Annotated in this window: 9 protein-coding genes and 3 pseudogenes; 8 read left to right on the top strand and 4 right to left on the bottom strand. The window is 40.0% G+C overall.

Annotation, left to right across the window (positions count from 1 at the left end):
* Nucleotides 1–307 precede the first annotated feature (307 nt).
* Nucleotides 308–1,499: pseudogene (locus HT687_RS02230) on the top strand (group II intron reverse transcriptase/maturase).
* Between the two features lie 83 nt (nucleotides 1,500–1,582).
* Here HT687_RS02230 and HT687_RS02225 read toward each other — a convergent pair.
* Nucleotides 1,583–1,942: a tyrosine-type recombinase/integrase gene (locus tag HT687_RS02225; RefSeq protein WP_078929799.1), complete on the bottom strand. Its 360-nt coding sequence runs from the start codon at nucleotides 1,940–1,942 to the stop codon at nucleotides 1,583–1,585.
* 105 nt (nucleotides 1,943–2,047) lie between these two features.
* Here HT687_RS02225 and HT687_RS02220 point away from each other — a divergent pair.
* From HT687_RS02220 to addA, 3 genes and pseudogenes are all read left to right on the top strand, one after another.
* Nucleotides 2,048–2,203: pseudogene (locus HT687_RS02220) on the top strand (diacylglycerol kinase family lipid kinase); the annotation flags it as partial.
* 197 nt (nucleotides 2,204–2,400) lie between these two features.
* Nucleotides 2,401–5,676, top strand: coding sequence for an ATP-dependent nuclease subunit B (rexB, locus tag HT687_RS02215; RefSeq protein ID WP_172924067.1), 3,276 nt, complete (start codon nucleotides 2,401–2,403; stop codon nucleotides 5,674–5,676).
* Nucleotides 5,673–9,323: a helicase-exonuclease AddAB subunit AddA gene (gene addA / locus HT687_RS02210; protein WP_119919515.1), complete on the top strand. Its 3,651-nt coding sequence runs from the start codon at nucleotides 5,673–5,675 to the stop codon at nucleotides 9,321–9,323. Before rexB ends, addA begins: the two co-directional genes overlap by 4 nt.
* On the opposite strand, the gene HT687_RS11755 is transcribed toward addA, so the two are convergent.
* A complete protein-coding gene (locus HT687_RS11755; protein WP_233053302.1) occupies nucleotides 9,285–9,560 on the bottom strand; it encodes a hypothetical protein in 276 nt (91 codons plus the stop codon). The genes addA and HT687_RS11755 overlap by 39 nt on opposite strands.
* 22 nt (nucleotides 9,561–9,582) lie before the next feature.
* Here HT687_RS11755 and HT687_RS02200 point away from each other — a divergent pair, with 22 nt between their 5' ends.
* Both HT687_RS02200 and HT687_RS02195 read left to right on the top strand, forming a co-directional pair.
* A complete protein-coding gene (locus HT687_RS02200) occupies nucleotides 9,583–10,761 on the top strand; it encodes a hypothetical protein (RefSeq protein WP_119919466.1) in 1,179 nt (392 codons plus the stop codon).
* Nucleotides 10,762–10,999: 238 nt separating this feature from the next.
* Nucleotides 11,000–17,485, top strand: coding sequence for a ZmpA/ZmpB/ZmpC family metallo-endopeptidase (locus tag HT687_RS02195; RefSeq protein WP_172924066.1), 6,486 nt, complete (start codon nucleotides 11,000–11,002; stop codon nucleotides 17,483–17,485).
* Between the two features lie 209 nt (nucleotides 17,486–17,694).
* On the opposite strand, the pseudogene HT687_RS11750 reads toward HT687_RS02195, so the two are convergent.
* Nucleotides 17,695–18,028, bottom strand: a pseudogene (locus tag HT687_RS11750) (transposase domain-containing protein); the annotation flags it as partial.
* Nucleotides 18,025–18,375 carry an IS66 family insertion sequence element accessory protein TnpB gene (gene tnpB / locus HT687_RS02180; RefSeq protein WP_166735859.1) on the bottom strand — a complete coding sequence of 117 codons (351 nt, stop codon included), beginning with the start codon at nucleotides 18,373–18,375 and terminating at the stop codon, nucleotides 18,025–18,027. The pseudogene HT687_RS11750 and the gene tnpB, both read right to left, overlap by 4 nt.
* 371 nt (nucleotides 18,376–18,746) lie before the next feature.
* Here tnpB and ylqF point away from each other — a divergent pair, with 371 nt between their 5' ends.
* A complete protein-coding gene (ylqF, locus tag HT687_RS02175; protein ID WP_138701753.1) occupies nucleotides 18,747–19,598 on the top strand; it encodes a ribosome biogenesis GTPase YlqF in 852 nt (283 codons plus the stop codon).
* Nucleotides 19,585–20,364 (top strand): ribonuclease HII, encoded by a 780-nt coding sequence (locus tag HT687_RS02170; RefSeq protein WP_054388124.1) that lies wholly within the window; start codon nucleotides 19,585–19,587, stop codon nucleotides 20,362–20,364. Before ylqF ends, HT687_RS02170 begins: the two co-directional genes overlap by 14 nt.
* Nucleotides 20,365–20,373: the final 9 nt, after the last annotated feature.

Below are 20,373 nucleotides of genomic sequence, written 5' to 3'. Positions count from 1 at the left end.
CCCGTGAGGTCTCATGAGCGCTGAAAGCGTAGTAACAAGGAATCATGAGAAGTCAGCCGAACCCATAGTAGTGAGGAAACTTCTGTAATGGAAGTGGAGCGAAGGGGTGAATACTCAAACAGTCTGGGGAGAGACTGTTTGAGGTCTGTCGCTAGAAAGAGAAAACGACAGATCGAAGTAATCCTACTTCACTTGTGTCTGTAAAACGAACGGTCTGATAGAACTGGACTCTGTCACGTATTGACTAGATGAAGGTTCACCAATATAAGATGTCCCTCAGGCACCAAAACAAGAAAGGAATAGGCACATGTCAAAATTGCTAGATAAGATAGTATCACGCGAAAATATGCTGGAAGCCTACAATCAAGGAAAATCCAATAAGGGCTCAGCTGGGATTGATGGAATGACTATAGAAGAGATGGATAATTATCTCAGACAAAACTGGCGCCTGACTAAAGAACTGATAAAACAGAGGAAATACAAACCTCAATCAGTCCTGCGAGTTGAAATCCCCCAACCCAATGGAGGTGTCCTTCAGCTTGGGATTCCGACAGTGATGGATAGGATAATCCAACAAGCCATTGTCCAAGCTCTTAGAGTACTTAAATGACGGCTATGAGTGGATAGTGGATATAGACCTAGAGAAATTTTTCGATAGGGTTCCTCAAGATAGATTGATGTCCTTAGTACATAATATTATCGAAGACGGAGATAGGGAATCCTTGATTCGTCAGTATCTTCATTCAGGTGTTATCATTAACGGTCAGCATCATAAAACGCTAGTTGGCACACCACAGGGAGGAAATGTATCTCCTCTCTTATCCAATATCATGCTTAATGAATTGGACAAGGAATTAGAAAAGAGGGGACTTCGATTTGTGCGCTACGCAGATGATTGTGTGATGACGGTCGGAAGCGAGGCAGCCGCTAAGCGTGTGATGTATTCAGTTAGTCGTTTTATTGAGAAACGGCTAGGTTTGAAAGTAAATATGACCAAGACTAAGATTACCAGACCAAGAGAGCTGAAATACTTAGGTTTTGGGTTCTGGAAATCATCATCTGGTTGGAAAAGTCGTCCACATCAAGATAGTGTTCGGAGATTTAAGTTTAAATTGAAGAAACTAACACAGAGGAAATGGAGTATAGACCTAACAAGACGTATTGAACAACTGAATTTGTCCATTCGAGGATGGATAAACTATTTCTCATTGGGAAATATGAAAAGTATTGTCACCAGCATAGATGAGCGCTTGCGTACTCACCTACGAGTGATTATCTGGAAGCAATGGAAGAAAAAATCGAGACGACTATGGGGATTGCTTAAGTTAGGAGTTCCTAAATGGATAGCAGATAAGGTATCTGGCTGGGGTGACCATTATCAATTAGTAGCTCAGAAGTCGGTACTTAAACGTGCTATATCAAAACCAGTCCTTGAAAAACGTGGACTGGTTTCGTGTTTGGATTATTACCTTGAACGACATGCGTTAAAAGTTAGTTGAACCGCCGTATGCCGAACGGCACGTACGGTGGTGTGAGAGGGGCTAGAGATTATCTCCTACTCGATTTTGAGAGGCAAAACTTTTTAAAAAATCTTTTTCATAACTTTATCCAGTACATTGATTGCTTCATCTTTCATGTTCTTTGTGACGTGGGTGTAGATGTAAGTAGTGACTTCAGAGTCGGAATGACCAACCCCGTCCGTGATTGTTTTTAAAGGAATTTTATTTTCTGCTAAGATGCTAATAGTGGTGTGTCTGAAGATGTGAGGGGACAGATGTTTGGGAATTGGTTTTTTAAGGCGTTCGTTTGCTCGCTGGAGAGACTTGCTCAAGACGGAACTATGAACTGGTTTTCCTGTATTGGTAACAAAAATACGGTCGCTTTTGTGCCAATTCTTATCGGTTGTTTCTCTTAGACGATTTATAGTAGGTTGAAATAATATACGAACAGCTTGATTAGGGAAATCAAATTAATTTCTAGAAATATTTTAGCATCCACGGTGTACTATTCTAGTTTCAATTTACTATAGTTCAATCATTCTATCAAGAATATTGAATATATAAAAGCGCGTACTATTAAAATTTCTTCTGATATCGAATTAGAGTCGGATGTCGATGGCGATAAATCAGATAATCTACCAGTCGACATCAAGGTACTAGGACAACACATTGAAGTGTATTCCGTACCTAAGAAACAATCATAAAACTCAAAGCCTTGTTACCGAGGCTTTTTTTATTATGTGATTTTCAGTAGGCAGATTTATTCTATATACAAGTAAAGCTAAGTATTTAATATTTAGCAGATTATGAAGAAAAGAATGGATGGCCTAAATATTTTAACAGATTTACGAGACTAATCATGGTATAATATAGGGTAATGAAAAATTCCAACGAGGCAGAGATGAAATTACTTTATACTGATATTCGGACTTCTTTGACTGAAATTCTAACCAGAGAGGCGGAGGAGCTAGTTGTTGCTGGCAAGCGAGTCTTCTACATCGCTCCCAACTCTCTTTCTTTTGAAAAGGAACGCGCCGTGCTGGAATGCTTGTCCCAGCAGGCTTCTTTTGCGATTACCGTCACGCGCTTTGCTCAAATGGCTCGTTACCTAGTCTTGAATGACTTGCCTGCCAAGACTAGTCTAGATGACATCGGTCTTGGGATGGTCTTTTACAGATGCCTTGCAGAACTTGACCCCAAGGACTTGCGTGTTTATGGAGCTATCAAGCAGGATCCTCAATTTATCCAGCAGTTGATTGAATTTTACCACGAGATGACGACTGCTCAAATGAGTTTTTTGGACTTGGAGAGTTTGACGGATGAGGACAAGAGGGCCGATTTACTCTTGATTTTTGAGAAGGTAACGGCTTATCTCAATCAAAGCCAGTTGGCTCAGGGAAGTCAGTTGTCCCATTTGATTGAGGCTATCGAGAATAACAAGGTAAGTAGTGATTTCACTCAAATTGCCTTGGTTATTGACGACTTTACCCGTTTTTCTGCCGAAGAAGAGCGAATTGTGGACCTACTTCATGGCAAGGGAGTTGAGATTGTTATTGGGGCTTATGCTAGTAAGAAAGCTTATGCCAGTCCTTTTAGCGAGGGCAATCTCTACCAAGCCAGTGTGGAGTTTCTCCATCATCTAACCTCTAAATACCAAACACCTGCTCAGGACTATTCTAAAACTCATGAGAAGATGGATAGTTTTGACAAGGCCTCTCGTTTGCTGGAGACCTCTTATGACTTTTCAGAATTAACATTGGATGTCGATGAGAAGTACCGTGAAAACTTACAAATCTGGTCTTGTTTGACGCAAAAGGAAGAGTTGGAGTTGGTAGCCCGTAGCATCCGTCAGAAATTACATGAGAACTCAGACCTGAGTTACAAGCATTTTCGTATTCTCTTGGGGGATGTAGCGTCTTATCAATTATCTCTTAAAACTATTTTTGACCAGTATCAGATTCCTTTCTATCTTGGTAGAAGCGAATCCATGGCGCACCACCCTTTGACACAGTTTGTAGAGTCTATTTTGGCTTTAAAACGCTATCGTTTCCGTCAGGAGGATTTGATTAATCTCCTCAGAACAGGTTTGTATACCGACCTTAGTCAAGCTGATATTGACTCATTTGAGCAATATATCCGCTATCTTGGTATCAATGGCTTGCCAGCCTTTCAGCAAACCTTTACCAAATCCCACCATGGAAAATTTGATTTAGGGCGTTTGAATGCCCTTCGTCTGCGTATTTTAACACCGCTTGAAACCCTCTTTGCTAGTCGAAAACAAAAGGCTGAAAATCTCTTGCAAAAGTGGAACTCTTTTCTAAAAGAAGGAGTTGTGACCAAGCAGTTACAAGATTTGACAGCAACTATGGAAGCTGTAGAACAGGAAAGACAAGCCGAAGTTTGGAAGGCCTTTTGCCATATTTTAGAACAATTTGCGACTGTTTTTGCTGGTTCACAGGTTAGTCTGGAGGATTTCTTGGCCTTGCTTCATTCTGGAATGAGTCTATCTCAATACCGTACCATTCCAGCGACAGTGAACACCGTTCTGGTGCAGAGTTACGATTTGATTGCACCACTGACTGCTGACTTTGTCTATGCCATTGGGCTGACTCAGGACAATTTACCAAAAATCGCGCAAAATACCAGTCTTTTGACAGATGAAGAAAGACAAAACATAAACCAAGCGACCGAAGAAGGCGTTCAATTACTGATTGCCAGCAGTGAAAATCTCAAGAAAAATCGCTACACTATGCTTTCTTTGGTCAATTCTGCCCGTAAGCAATTAGTTTTGTCGGCTCCAAGCCTTTTTAATGAAAGTGAAAGCAAGGAGTCAGCCTATCTTCAAGAACTAGTCCATTTTGGATTTAGGCGGAGAGAGAAGAGGTTGAATCACAAATGGCTGTCTAAGGAAGATATGGGGTCCTATCACAGTCTTTTGTCTAGTCTGGTTGCCTATCACCAGCAGGGCGAGACGAGTGATAGGGAGCAAGATTTGACCTTTGTCAAGGTTCTGGCACGTGTCATGGGTAAAAAACTAGACCAAAGAGGCCTTGCAAATCCTGCCCTTCCAACAAGTCCAAGCAGCAAGCCCTTGACCAAGGATACCTTGCAGGCTCTCTATCCTGCTGATCAGGAGTTTTACCTGTCTACCTCTGGTTTGACGGAGTTTTATCGCAATGAATACAGTTATTTTCTTCGCTACGTTTTAGGCTTGCAAGAAGAATTACGCCTGCGTCCTGATGCCCGCAGTCACGGAAATTTCTTGCACCGCATTTTTGAACGTGCCTTGCAGTTGCCTGACGAAGATTCCTTTGACCAACGTTTGGAACAGGCTATCCAAGAAACCAGTCAGGAACGGGAATTTGAGGCTATTTATCAGGAAAGTTTGGAAGCCCAGTTTACAAAGGAAGTTTTGCTTGATGTGGCACGGACGACTGGCCACATTCTCCGTCACAATCCAGCTATTGAAACCATCAAAGAAGAGGCGAATTTCGGTGGGAAAGAGCAGGCCTTTATTCAATTGGACAATGGACGCAGTGTCTTTGTACGAGGCAAGGTTGACCGCATTGACCGATTGAAAGCTGATGGGGCGATAGGAGTAGTAGACTACAAGTCTAGTCTGACCCAGTTCCAATTTCCTCATTTCTTTAATGGTCTTAATTCCCAACTGCCAACCTACCTAGCTGCCCTAAAAAGAGAGGGGGAGCAGAACTTTTTCGGTGCCATGTACTTGGAAATGGCTGAACCTGTTCAATCTCTGTTGACCGTTAAGAATTTGGCAGGTGCAGTAGTAGAAGCCAGCAAGTCTATGAAATACCAAGGACTCTTTTTAGAAAAAGAAAGCAGTCATTTGGGCGAATTTTACAATAAAAACAAGTCTAATCAGCTGACAGATGAGGAATTCCAGCTCCTACTGGACTACAATGCCCATCTTTACAAGAAAGCAGCTGAGAAGATTTTAACAGGCCAGTTCGCCATTAATCCTTATACCGAAAATGGCAGAAGCATTGCCCCCTACGTCCAGCAACATCAATCCATCACAGGTTTTGAAGCCAATTACCACTTGGGTCAAGCCCGTTTCCTAGAAAAGTTGGATCTAGCTGATGGCAAGCGTCTGGTCGGAGAAAAACTCAAGCAAGATTGGTTTGAAAAAATAAGAGAGGAGTTGAATCGATGAAGCCTATTCCCTTTTTAACTGAGGAGGAAATTCAAAAACTGCAAGAAGCAGAAGCAAATTCGAGCAAGGAACAAAAGAAAACTGCCGAGCAAATCGAAGCTATCTACACTTCTGGTCAAAATATCCTTGTCTCAGCGTCGGCTGGTTCTGGTAAGACTTTTGTCATGGCCGAGCGTATTCTGGACCAATTGGCGCGTGGTGTCGAAATTTCTCAACTCTTTATCTCAACCTTTACCGTCAAGGCTGCGACTGAACTCAAAGAACGCTTGGAGAAAAAAATCAGCCAACAAATCCAAGAAAGCGATGACGTTGACCTCAAACAACACTTGGGTCGCCAGTTGGCAGACCTACCCAACGCAGCCATCGGAACCATGGACTCTTTTACACAAAAATTCCTTGGTAAACATGGCTATCTGCTTGATATTGCGCCTAATTTCCGTATTTTACAAAACCAAAGCGAGCAACTCCTTCTAAAAAACGAAGTCTTCCACGAGGTCTTTGAAGTCCATTACCAAGGTAAGCAGAAAGAGACCTTTAGTCATTTGCTGAAAAACTTTGTTGGACGTGGAAAAGATGAACGGGGGCTGCGCCAGCAAGTCTATAAAATTTATGACTTCCTCCAATCCACCAGTAATCCTCAAAAGTGGCTGAGTGAATCTTTCCTCAAAGGTTTTGAAGAGGTTGATTTTACCAATGAAAAAGAAAAACTGACTGAGCAAATCAAACAAGCCCTTTGGGATTTGGAAAGCTTTTTCCGTTATCATCTGGATAACGATGCCAAGGAGTTTGCAAAGGCTGCCTATTTAGAAAATGTTCAGTTGATTCTGGATGAAATTAGCTCCTTAAATCAAGAGTCCGATAGTAAGGCTTTTCAATCAGTGCTTGCGCGTGTTGTCGCAATTTCGAAAGAGAAAAACGGCCGAGCTCTGACCAATGCGAGTCGTAAGGCTGATTTGAAGCCACTGGCCGATGCCTACAACGAAGAGAGAAAGTCCCAGTTTGCTAAACTAGGACAACTGTCAGACCAGATAACGATTCTCGACTATCAAGAACGTTATCATGGAGACACTTGGAAACTAGCTAAAACCTTCCAAACCTTTATGAGCGATTTTGTGGAGGCTTATCGTCAGCGTAAACGTCAGGAAAATGCCTTTGAATTCGCTGATATCAGCCATTACACCATTGAGATTTTAGAGAAATTCCCGCAAGTTCGTGAGGCTTATCAGGAGCGCTTCCATGAAGTTATGGTCGATGAGTATCAGGATACCAACCACATTCAAGAACGGATGTTGGAATTGCTGTCTAATGGCCACAATCGCTTTATGGTGGGAGATATCAAGCAGTCCATCTACCGTTTCCGTCAGGCAGATCCGCAGATTTTCAATGAAAAATTCCAACGCTATGCGCAAAATCCAAAAGAGGGCAAGCTGATTCTCCTCAAGGAAAATTTCCGTAGTAGTTCAGAAGTGCTGTCAGCAACCAATGATGTCTTTGAGCGCCTTATGGATCAAGAAGTCGGTGAAATCAGCTATGATAACATGCACCAGCTTGTTTTTGCCAATACCAAACTGACTCCCAATCCAGACAACAAGGCTGAATTTCTCCTCTACGATAAGGATGACACAAATGAGGAAGAAGAGGGTCAGGCTGACACTAAACTGACTGGTGAAATGCGCCTGGTCATCAAGGAAATCCTTAAACTCCATAAGGAAAAAGGTGTTGCCTTTAAAGAAATTGCCCTTTTGACCTCCAGTCGCAGTCGTAATGACCAGATTCTTCTCGCCCTGTCTGAGTACGGGATTCCTGTCAAAACTGACGGAGAGCAAAACAATTATCTCCAATCCCTAGAAGTGCAAGTCATGTTAGAAACCCTTCGTGTCATTCACAATCCCCTGCAAGACTATGCCTTGGTCGCCCTTATGAAGTCTCCTATGTTTGGCTTTGATGAGGACGAGTTAGCACGTTTGTCCCTTCAGAAAGCAGAGGATAAAGTCCAAGAAAATCTCTATGAAAAACTGGTCAATGCACAAAAAATGGCAAGTAGTCAAAAAGGCTTGATTCACACGGCTCTAGCTGAGAAACTAAAGCAATTCATGGATGTCCTAGCTTCTTGGCGCCTGTATGCCAAAACCCACTCCCTCTATGACTTGATTTGGAAGATTTACAACGACCGTTTTTATTATGATTATGTGGGGGCTTTGCCAAATGGTCCTGCTAGACAGGCCAATCTCTATGCCCTAGCTCTGCGAGCTGATCAATTTGAAAAGAGCAATTTCAAAGGTTTGTCGCGTTTTATTCGTATGATTGACCAAGTTTTAGAAGCCCAGCACGATTTGGCAAGCGTGGCCGTCGCACCGCCAAAAGATGCAGTAGAGCTCATGACCATCCACAAGAGTAAAGGGCTGGAGTTTCCTTACGTCTTTATCCTCAATATGGATCAAGATTTCAACAAGCAAGACAGCATGTCAGAAGTCATTCTCAGCCGTAAAAATGGGCTTGGTGTCAAGTATATTGCCAAGATGGATACAGGAGCAGTGGAATCCTACTACCCTAAAACCATCAAACTCTCCATTCCTAGCCTGCCCTATAGGCAGAACGAAGAGGAATTACAGCTAGCAAGCTATTCTGAGCAGATGCGTTTGCTGTATGTTGCTATGACGCGGGCTGAGAAAAAGCTCTATCTTGTCGGCAAGGGTTCTCGTGAAAAGCTGGAAGTCAAGCAATACCCAGCAGCCAAAAATGGGAAACTAAATAGCAATACTAGACTGCAAGCACGGAATTTCCAAGATTGGCTTTTGGCTATCAGTAAAGTGTTTACTAAGGACAAGCTCAACTTTAGTTATCGTTTTATTGGCGAAGATCAGTTGACCAGAGAAGCTATCGGAGAGTTGGAAACCAAGAGTCCTCTCCAAGATAGCTCCCAAGCAGACAATCGTCAGTCAGATACCATCAAAGAAGCTCTGGAAATGCTGAAGGAGGTGGAAGTTTATAATACTCTTCACCGCGCAGCTATTGAACTTCCTAGTGTTCAAACCCCAAGTCAAATCAAGAAATTCTACGAACCAGTTATGGATATGGAAGGTGTCGAGATTGCTGGTCAAGGTCAGTCAGTAGGCAAGAAAATCAGCTTCGATTTGCCAGATTTTTCAACCAAAGAAAAGGTAACTGGAGCTGAGATTGGTAGCGCTACTCACGAACTCATGCAGAGAATTGACCTCAGCCAGCAACTAACCCTTGCTAGCCTAACAGAAACACTCAAACAAGTTCAAACTAGCCAAGCTGTCAGAGACAAGATCAATCTTGATAAAATTCTTGCTTTCTTTGACACAGTACTCGGTCAGGAAATTCTTGCTAATACCGACCATCTCTATCGCGAGCAACCTTTCTCCATGCTCAAACGAGACCAAAAGAGTCAGGAAGACTTTGTTGTCCGTGGTATCCTTGATGGCTATCTGCTTTACGAAAACAAAATTGTTCTGTTCGACTACAAGACAGACCGCTATGATGAACCAAGTCAACTCGTAGACCGCTATCGTGGTCAGTTAGCTCTATACGAAGAGGCTTTATCACGAGCCTATTCGATTGAAAATATTGAAAAATACTTGATTTTACTCGGTAAAGACGAGGTTCAAGTTGTAAAAGTATAACTTATACTCTTCGAAAATCTCTTCAAACCACGTCAGCTTCACCTTGCTGTAGGTATGGTTACTGACTTCGTCAGTTCTATCCACAACCTCAAAACTGTGTTTTGAGCTGACTTCGTCAGTTCTATCCACAACCTCAAAACTGTGTTTTGAGCTGACTTCGTCAGTTCTATCTACAACCTCAAAGCAGTGTTTTGAGCAGCCTGCGGCTAGCTTCCTAGTTTGCTCTTTGATTTTCATGGAGTATTAGAAAGGAGACCTCATGACACTTCCAGTTAGAAAATCCCTGTATGATGCAGTTTTACAGGCTTCGAAAGCGGATACTTGGGAACAAGCTACCAAGGAATGGAATGAAGTTTCCTTGATTTTTAACGGTATTGGCCGTAGCAATTGTGTCTGTGGAAATGCCATCAAATACGCTTATGAACTCTTTAACGGTGTCACAGGCCAACGCCTCTTTCCAATTGGTAGCGACTGTGTTCGTCATTTTCATCGATTGTCCCTTGACCAGCAATTGGAAGAGGAAGAAAAACTGCTCAGAAAGGTTGAAAATCTAACCAGAAAAGCTCAGAAAAAGGAAAAAATCAAGGTCAATAAAAGTGACTTTGACGAGCGACTTCTAAAATGGCTCTGGGAAAAAGGTGTTTTCAAACCCAATCGTGGCAATCAATTTGCGCCTGAGAGAGACTACCAGCTTTTCCTAGAAGTCTTTCAGGGAGGAAGTTGGACCAAGGCGGAACCAAAGAAAAAGGCTCGGATGGAAGAAGTCCTTGAAAAGTGTATCAAACCCTTTTTACTTGGGAAATCGGATGACCAACTCTACCTTGTCAAGCTAGGCAAGGAGAAAATTGACTACGAACAAGAACTTCGTATCCAGGCAGAGAAAGAACGCAAGAAGAGGGATAAAATCGCCAAGCAATATGCAGACAATCTGGTTCTAGCCATGGGACCCGCAGAGCGTGCTTATCAAGATTACTTTGGCTTTACAGAGACCCTGACTCAAGAAGAACGCAAGTGGGAAAAAATTCTTTTTGGTAAAAATAGAGCAGAACGAGCTATCAAGGCCAAACAATACCAAAAAGAGCTGGAAAAAGACCAACGAATTGCCAGTCAGGATCCAATTGAAAGAAAACAGAAGCAGACTTGGCTCCTCAATTCCTATTTTCGTGAGCTTCCTGAAGAAAAAGCTCGATTTTCTAGGCTCTTATTAGAATATCGAAAAAGTGGTGAAGTACCCTTTTCAACTGAATACCTGTCAGATCATCTCATCGACTTTTTCTATAAAATGAAAGCCTTTGAATTTGAAATCGCACCAGAACAAGTCCGAGATTTTCTAAAAAAAAGCCTGCAGGAAGACCATCGCTCATCAGCACAAGGAAGCTGGATAGAAGGAATTCTCCTCAACTGCCTCAAACCATTTTTAGAACGATTAGTGATATGAGTAACACCTGCCGTGGAAATTTCATGGTAGGTTACATTTTATCCAAAAAATAATAGGGAATTGCAAAACTACTACTTGGTATTTTATATATAAAAAAAGTATGAAAACGCAACTCAATTTTAAGACTTTTTGCTAAATAAAGAGTATAATTAAAGTATGTTCCCTTTTTTATAGATAGTACACTAATATAAAAAAGTTAGGCTTACATATTTTTAAAATTTTATTTCAAGGAGGAATAATGGAAAAGTATTTTGGTGAAAAACAAGAACGTTTTTCATTTAGAAAATTATCAGTAGGACTTGTATCTGCAACGATTTCGAGTTTATTTTTTATGTCTGTATTAGCTAGTTCATCTGTGGCTGCTCAAGAGACTAAAGGTGTTCACTACAAATATGTGACAGAGTCAGAGCTATCATCAGAAGAAAAGAAGCAGCTTGTATATGATATTCCGACATACGTGGAGAATGATGATGAGACTTATTATCTTGTTTATAAGTTAAATTCTCAAAATCAACTGGGAGAATTGCCAAATACTGGAAGCAAGAATGAGATGCAAGCCTTAGTTGCTGGTGCTAGTTTAGCAGCTCTGGGGATTTTAGTTTTTGCTGTTTCCAAGAAAAAAATTAAGAATAAAACGGTATTGCATTTAGTATTGGTTGCAGGGATAGGAAACGGTATCCTAGTATCAGCCCATGCTTTAGAAAATAATCTTTTACTGAATTACAATACGGACTATGAGTTGACCTCTGGAGAAAAATTACCTCTTCCTAAAGATATTTCAGGTTACACTTATATTGGATATATCAAAGAGGGAAAAACGACTTCTGATTCTAAGGTAAGTAATCAAGAGAAATCAGTAGCCACTCCAATAGATCAACAAAAGGTAGATTATACGATTGCACCGAATTTTATAGAGAATCCATCAAAAATACAAGTGATTAACGGACAGTATGAGGCTGTTCCAGAATTTAGGGATGGACAAGTTGGAACTGTAGCTACAGAGTCCGCTGAAACTAAAGCTGATACATTATCTAGTGATATGAACTCAGAAGTGGAAAGTCACTCTACACCTCCAACCGTAGATTCTTCTCAGAACGGAGAGAATCTTGGAAAACAGAAAGAAGATGCAACTCCAGTCGAGAAGCCAAAAGAAGTAGAAGAAACAAACAAACCTGAAAAAGATGAGTCAAAAGACGAAACTTCAACAAAACCTGAAAATTCTGGTAATGCAATAACAGAAGAGAATGGGCAAACAGTACCAACTGAATCTAATCAAGGTGATACAAATAAAGTTGGAGAGTCAAATAAACCAGAAAATAATGACTCCAAAAATGAAACTTCAGAAAAAACTGTAGAAGAAGTTCCAGTAAATCCAACAGAAGGCTCTACAGAAGGTACCTCAAATCAAGAAGCAGAAAATCCAGTTCAACCTGCAGAAGAATCAACAACAAACTCAGGAGAAGATGCAACTCCTAAGTCAGGAGAAAAATCAGGAGAGACTAAAGAAGAATCTACAGACGCTTCAGAAGTTCCTTCTGCAACTCCAGTCGAGAAACCGAAAGAACAAGAACTAGAAAAAACTGTAGAAGAAGTTCCAGTAAAACCAAATGAAGGCACCACAGAAGGAACCTCAACTCAAGGAGCAGAAAATCCAGTTCAATCTGCAGAAGAATCAACAACGAATTCAGAGAAAGTATCACCAGATACATCTAACGAAAATACTGGGGAAGTGTCCAGTAATCCTAGTAATTCGACAACCTCAGTTGAAGAAACAAACAAACCTGAAAAAGATGAGTTGAATGTCGAGCTTGGTAAAGAATCTGGCACGAAAGAATCTGACAAGTATCAGAATGCAGACCAAGCTAAGCGTACTGCCTACGATCAAGCACTTGCGGCAGCGAAAGCTGTAGCAGCTAAAGAAGGTGCAAGTCAAGCAGGGATTGACCAAGCTAAGAATGACCTAGTGGCAGCTGCGGCAGCCTTGAATGGACAAGGGACTGACAAAGAGCCATTACGAACAGCCGCAACAACAGATGCGACAGCTACCAAAGAGACAGCTAAGTATCAAAATGCAACAGCAGACAAGAAAAAAGCTTATGATGCAGCATTAGAAGCCGCTCAAAAAGTTCTAGCAAAAGCAGGAGCTACACAAGCAGAGGTGAATGCAGCTAAGCAAGCAGTAGAGAATGCAAAAGGTCAATTGGATGGAGTGGCAAGCGACAAGTCTGCCTTGAAAGCCGAGCTTGGTAAAGAATCTGGCACGAAAAAATCTGACAAGTATCAAAATGCAGACCAAGCTAAGCAAGCAGCTTATGATAAAGCACTTGCGGCAGCGAAAGCTGTAGCAGCTAAAGAAGGTGCAAGTCAAGCAGGGATTGACCAAGCTAAGAATGACCTAGTGGCAGCTGCGGCAGCCTTGAATGGACAACCAACAAGTAAAGATGAGTCAAAAGACGAAACTTCTAAAGTTGGAGAATCAAATAAACCAGAAAATAATGACTCCAAAAATGAAACTTCAGAAAAAACTGTAGAAGAAGGTCCAGTAAAACCAAATGAGGGCACTACAAAAGGAACTTCAACTCAAGGAGCAGAAAATCCAGTTCAATCTGCAGGCGAAAATACTGGAGAAGTATCTAATAAACCTAGCGATTCAAAACCACCAGTTGAAGAAACAAACAAACCTGAAAATTCTGGTAATGCAACAACAGAAGAGAATGGGCAAACAGAACCAGACCAACCAAAAGGAAATTCAACTGAGGATGTTTCAAGCGAATCAAACACAGCCAATTCAAATGGAAACGAAGAAATTAAACAAGAAACTGAAGTAGAACCTGATAAAAAAGTAGAAGTTCAAGAGAAAACAATAGAACTAAGAAGTGTTTCTGATGTGGAGCTCTATAGTTATGAAGGCAATCAATCAAAACAACATACAAGCTTAGATAAAGTACCAGATAATAAATCTGCTTATTTCATCAAAGTGAAGTCAGCTAAATATAAAGATGTGATGCTTCCAGTTTCAAATATTGAGGATACTACAAAAGACGGTAAAGCAGTCTATAAAATTACAGCTAGCTTGGAACACTTGAAGCAATCTGTAGATAATCAATATCAAGACAATTTTACTTATTATCTTCCAAAAGTTGTTCAAAACGATGGCCCTATCTACACATCATTTAAAAAATTAGTAACTGATATGAATAGTAGACCTAATGGAACTTTCACTCTGGGCGCAACCATGAATGCTCGTGAGGTTGAGTTGGATGAAAACCAAGAAAGTTATGTTACAAAGAATTTCACAGGGACATTAATTGGTAGTCATCAGGGTAAACATTATGCTATCTATAATTTGAAAAAGCCATTATTCAATACATTAAATAGAGCTACTGTTAAGGATCTCACCTTAAAAGATGTTAATATTTCTGGTAAGAATCATGTCGCATCAGTTGCTAAGGAAGCCACAAATTCTTCAACTTTAGATAACGTTCACGCAAATGGAATCATTGCTGGTGAGCTAGGTATCGGAGGACTTATTCAAAAAGTTGAAAATTCTACCGTAAGTAATAGTAGTTTCACTGGAAGAATAACAAATACCTTTGTTACAACCTCTCAGTATGCAATTGGTGGTCTAGTCGGTCAATTAACTGGTACGAATGCTAGGGTAGATCATTCTATCGCAACAGTAACCATTTCAAGTAATGGAGAACATTCTAATCAAACCATTGGTGGAATTGCAGGTATCGTAGAAAATAATGCAACTGTAGAAAATAGTTATGCTGAAGGTGAAATAAATAATGCTAAACCATTCGCTAGAGTTGGTGGAGTTGCAGGTTCCCTTTGGACAAATGGCTCTAGCACGAAGGACAATTCTGGGATTCTACAAAATGTTCTCAGCGATATGAATATTACAAATGGGAATGCGATTTCTGGTTACCACTTCAATGGTATAAAGGAAACAAATGTCTATAGTAATAAAGAAAACAAAGTAGTCAATGTTCAACAAGTTGATGATGAGGTGATGTCAGTTGATTCCACTGTAGAACGTGGTACTGAGATTGAAAAAACAGCAGTTCAAGCTAAGAAAGAGAAGATTACTACAAAACACACTGTCACAGTGGAAGATTTCACAAATTCTGCTAAACAGGATGTAGATTATACCAAGGCAGCTCATTATCAGGAGACAAGAAAAGTTGCATATAAAAATATAGAAAAATTATTACCTTTCTATAATAGAGATACTATCGTTAAATATGGAAATCTAGTATCAGTGAACGATAAGCTGTTTAAGAAAGAATTATTGTCTGTTGTCCCTATGAAAAATGATGAAGTGGTTTCAGATATTACTTCAGACAAGCACTCTATCAATCACTTATTACTACATTACAAAGATGGAACATCTGAGAAAGTAAGCTTAACCTACCATAGTGATTTTGCAAATCTGGCTGAGTATACTATTGGAACTACAGGTCTAGTATACACACCAAATGCTTTCCTAAAAGATTATTCATCTATAATAGACAGAGTTAAAAACGACTTAAATACAGTGCAGTATAATCCATCTGCTCTTAAGAATTTGTTAGGAATCTCTGATAATGTTAAATTAACAGAACTCTATCTAGATGAACAATTCGCTAAAACCAAAGAGCACTTGACTGAGACTCTTAAAAAATTACTTTCAGCTGATGCTGCTGTTACTGGAAATAATAGTGCTATTGACAATTACATGGTTGATAAAATCAAGCGAAACAAAGAAGCCTTGATGCTAGGATTAACCTATCTAGAACGCTGGTATGATTTCAAATTTGATAAGGCTAGCGCAAAAGATTTGCTTATGTTCCATATGGATTTCTTTGGTAAGGGAAATACCTCTCCGCTAGATACAATTATTGAACTAGGTAAATCTGGCTACAACAATCTCTTGGCAAAAAATAATGTGGTTACTTACAATGCCTTGCTGACGAATAACTACGGTACAAAAGACCTGTTTAGTGCTTTAGAAGGCTATCGTAAAGCATTTGCACCTACTCAAACTAACAATGACTGGTTTAAATCACAGACCAAGGCTTATATCGTTGAAGAAAAATCTAATATTCCAGAAGTGAGGGCTAACCAGGAAAAAGCTGGTAGCAAGTACTCTATCGGTGTCTATGATCGAATCACTAGCGACAGCTGGAAATATCGTAACATGGTACTACCTCTACTTACCTTGCCAGAAAAATCAGTATTTGTCATTTCAACTATCTCTAGTCTAGGCTTTGGTGCTTATGATCGTTATCGCAATAGTGACTATAAGGCTGGTGATAAGCTCAATAAGTTTGTTGAAAAGAGTGCTCACGAAACAGCAGAGCGTCAACGAGATCACTATGATTATTGGTATCGTATTCTAGATGAAAAAGGGCGTGAAAAGCTTTATCGAAATATCTTGCTTTATGATGCCTATAAATTTGGAAATGATAATACTGAAGGAAAGGCTAAAAAAGTAGCAGATTTTGATGATCCAAATCCTGCTATGAAACATTTCTTTGGACCTGTTGGAAATAAAGTCGGTCATAATGAACACGGTGCTTACGCCACAGGTGATGCCGTTTATTATATGGGTTATCGTATGTTAGACAAGGACGGCGCCATTACTTATACGCATGAAATGACGCATGATTCAGATCAGGACATCTATCTTGGTGGCTATGGTCGAAGAAGTGGCTTGGGACCAGAGTTCTTCGCCAAAGGCTTATTACAAGCGCCAGACCATCCAAATGACGCAACCATCACCATCAACTCAATTTTGAAACATTCAAAATCTGATAGTACAGAAGGACAACGATTACAAATACTTGATCCAACCACGAGATTTAAAAACGCAACAGATCTTCAGAACTACGTTCATAACATGTTTGATGTCGTTTATATGTTGGAATATCTCGAGGGACAATCGATAATCAGTCAACTATCTGCAACAGAAAAAATGGCTGCGTTGAGAAAAATTGAGAACAAGTATGTGAAAGATCCAGCAGATGGAAATAGTGTTTACGCAACAAATGTAGTTAAAGATTTGACAGTAGAAGATGCCAACAAACTGACAAGCTTTGAGAGTTTGATTACAAACAATATCTTATCAGCTCGTGAATACAAGTCTAAAGAATACGAAAGAAATGGCTACTTCACTATTAAGTTATTTGCACCAATTTATGCAGCATTAAGTAGTGATATAGGAACACCAGGTGACCTAATGGGACGTCGTATAGCCTATGAACTACTAGCTGCTAAAGGCTTTAAAGATGGTATGGTACCATATATCTCAAACCAATACGAAGAAGAAGCCAAACAAAATGGTAAAAAGATAACTATTTATGGTAAAGAACGCGGATTGGTGACAGATGACTTGGTTTTGAAAAAGGTATTTAACGGTCAATATAAAACTTGGACTGAATTCAAGAAAGCTATGTACAAAGAACGCCAAGATAAGTTTGGACAATTAAATACAGTGTCATTTAAGGATCCATCAATTCCTTGGTATATTCGCGGAACAAAAACTATCAATAGCGTGACTGAATTACAGGAATTGATGAACCAAGCTGTTCGTAAGGATGCAAAAAACAATTACTATCATTGGAATAACTACAATCCAGACATAGATAGTGAAGTCCACAAGCTCAAGAAAGCAATCTTTAAAGCCTATCTTGACCAAACCGATGATTTTAGAAGTTCAATTTTTGAGAATAAAAAATAGTGTTTACTATTAGGAAATAAAAAGTGAATGTAGAGAATTAGAATTGTCATTATTAAAAAAGATAAATTTTCCATTCGGAAAATAAAATGTATTGTTGGTTCGGTGTTACTCGGAAGTGTCTTGGTTGCACCGTAACCGCCCAATAACGAAGTATATTGAAAAATCTCCAGACTAGAGAACTCACGGATAGTTCCTAATCTGGAGATTTCTTATTTGCACTTTTCTTGTACAACTTTAGTCCATGGTAAATAAGCCTCTAAAACCTCTTTGTTTACGAGAGTTTCCTCGTTTGGAAGACATTCTAGAAGATAGGATAGATATTTTTCACTATTTAGTTGATGACGTTTAGCTGTTTCCAACAAGCTCATAATAATAGCTCTTTCTTTAGCTCCTTCAAAACTTTGAGAAAACAACCACCCTCGCCTGTTAAAACTGAGCTTAGGCTAAAAGAGTCCACTGGACTCTTTTACTCCGTCCCATAACCAATGATTTAATGGTGCGTTCAGCTAGATTATTGGAAAGGACCAGATGTCCGTCTTTCAATAGAAATCACGACTTTCTGATGAATTTATTTTGGGAGTGATAGAAAAGCCCTTCATCAGCCAGTCTACTTGTTCAGGTGTGAGAGCTTTGACATCCTTTTCTGTACTTGGCCAAGTCAACTTACCGTTCTCAAAGCGTTTATATAGTAGCCAAAATCCTTGACCATCCCAGTAAAGGGCTTTAAAGCGGTCTTTACGTCCACCACAAAAGAGAAAGACTTGACCTGAGAAAGGATCCAATTCAAAGTGGGTTTTAATGAGATAAGCCAGTGAATCAATGCCTTGTCTCATATCCGTTTTCCCACAAACAAGGTGAACTTGACCTAAATCACTTAGTTGAATCATCATAGTACAATACCTTTCCTCCGATAATTATTTTTTATCTAGTATACTGGAAGGTGGGGAATTAGGATAGATACGATACCTTGTTATGACGCACTGACTTTAGAATAGTACGTTATAGATGTTAAAATATTTCTAGAAATTAATTTGACTTTCCTAATCGATTTGTTCACATCTTGTTTTAATCTACTATATATAGGGTACCTGAAAGGCTATCATCGGACAAAATAAAGAAGGCATGATATAATATAAGGTAGATTTTTATGTCATAAAACAAGAGGTGTTTGGACATCATTCATTTTAAAACTCTATATGTTCAAACGATAGTAAAATAAAATAGGGGATCTAAACCCTTGCTACGAAAGGAAAAAAACTCAATGGCTACTATTCAATGGTTTCCTGGTCACATGTCTAAAGCGCGTCGACAGGTTCAGGAAAATTTAAAATTTGTTGATTTTGTGACGATTTTAGTTGATGCACGCTTACCTCTATCTAGTCAAAATCCTATGTTGACCAAGATTGTTGGTGATAAACCAAAACTCTTGATTTTAAACAAGGCCGACTTGGCTGATCCAGCAATGACCAAGGAATGGCGTCAGTATTTTGAATCACAGGGAATCCAGACGCTGACTATCAATTCCAAAGAGCAAGTGACTGTAAAAGTTGTAACAGATGCGGCCAAAAAGCTCATGGCTGATAAGATTGCTCGCCAGAAAGAACGTGGGATTCAGATTGAAACCTTGCGTACCATGATTATCGGGATTCCAAACGCTGGTAAATCAACTCTGATGAACCGTTTGGCTGGTAAAAAGATTGCTGTTGTTGGAAACAAGCCAGGGGTCACAAAAGGTCAACAATGGCTTAAAACCAATAAAGATCTGGAAATCTTGGATACACCGGGGATTCTCTGGCCTAAGTTTGAGGATGAAACTGTTGCACTTAAGTTGGCATTGACTGGAGCTATCAAGGATCAGTTGCTTCCTATGGATGAGGTTACCATTTTTGGTATCAATTATTTCAAAGAACATTATCCAGAAAAGCTGGCTGAACGCTTCAAACAAATGAAAATTGAAGAAGAAGCGCCTGTGATTATTATGGATATGACCCGCGCCCTCGGTTTCCGTGATGACTATGACCGTTTTTACAGTCTCTTCGTGAAGGAAGTCCGTGATGGCAAACTCGGTAACTATACCTTAGATACATTGGAAGACCTCGATGGCAACGATTAAAGAAATCAAAGAACTCCTTGTGACAGTCAAGGAGTTAGAAAGCCCTATTTTTTTAGATCTTGAAAAGGATAATCGCTCTGGAGTTCAAAAAGAAATTAGCAAGCGTAAAAAAGCCATTCAGGCTGAATTGGATGAAAATTTGCGTTTGGAATCTATGCTTTCCTATGAAAAGGAACTTTACAAGCAAGGATTGATCTTGATAGCAGGTGTTGACGAGGTCGGCCGAGGTCCTCTGGCTGGGCCAGTAGTCGCTGCAGCCGTTATTTTACCTCAAAATTGTAAGATTAGAGGCCTCAATGACAGCAAGAAAATTCCTAAAAAGAAACATCTGGAGATTTTCCAAGCAGTTCAAGACCAAGCCTTGTCAATTGGCGTTGGTATCATGGATAATCAGGTCATCGACCAAGTCAATATCTACGGAGCAACTAAACTGGCCATGCAGGAAGCAATCTCCCAGCTCAGTCCTCAACCTGAGCACCTTTTGATAGATGCCATGAAACTGGAGTTGCCCATTTCACAAACCTCCATCATCAAAGGTGATGCTAATTCCCTCGCTATCGCAGCAGCTTCTATAGTAGCCAAGGTGACCCGTGATGAATTGATGAAGGAATACGATCAGCGGTTTCCTGGCTATGATTTCGCTACTAATGCAGGATATGGAACTGCTAAACACCTAGAAGGACTCGAAAAACTAGGAGTTACCCCAATTCACCGAACCAGCTTTGAACCTGTTAAATCACTGGTTTTAGGTAAAAAAGAAAGTTAATTGAAAGGA

The sequence above is a fragment of the Streptococcus sp. 1449 genome (assembly GCF_013276805.1).
In the GTDB taxonomy this organism is placed as follows: Bacteria; Bacillota; Bacilli; order Lactobacillales; family Streptococcaceae; genus Streptococcus; species Streptococcus pseudopneumoniae.
The sequence above is the reverse complement of the archived record's forward strand: the minus strand, read 5'-3'. Positions and strand labels throughout refer to the sequence as shown.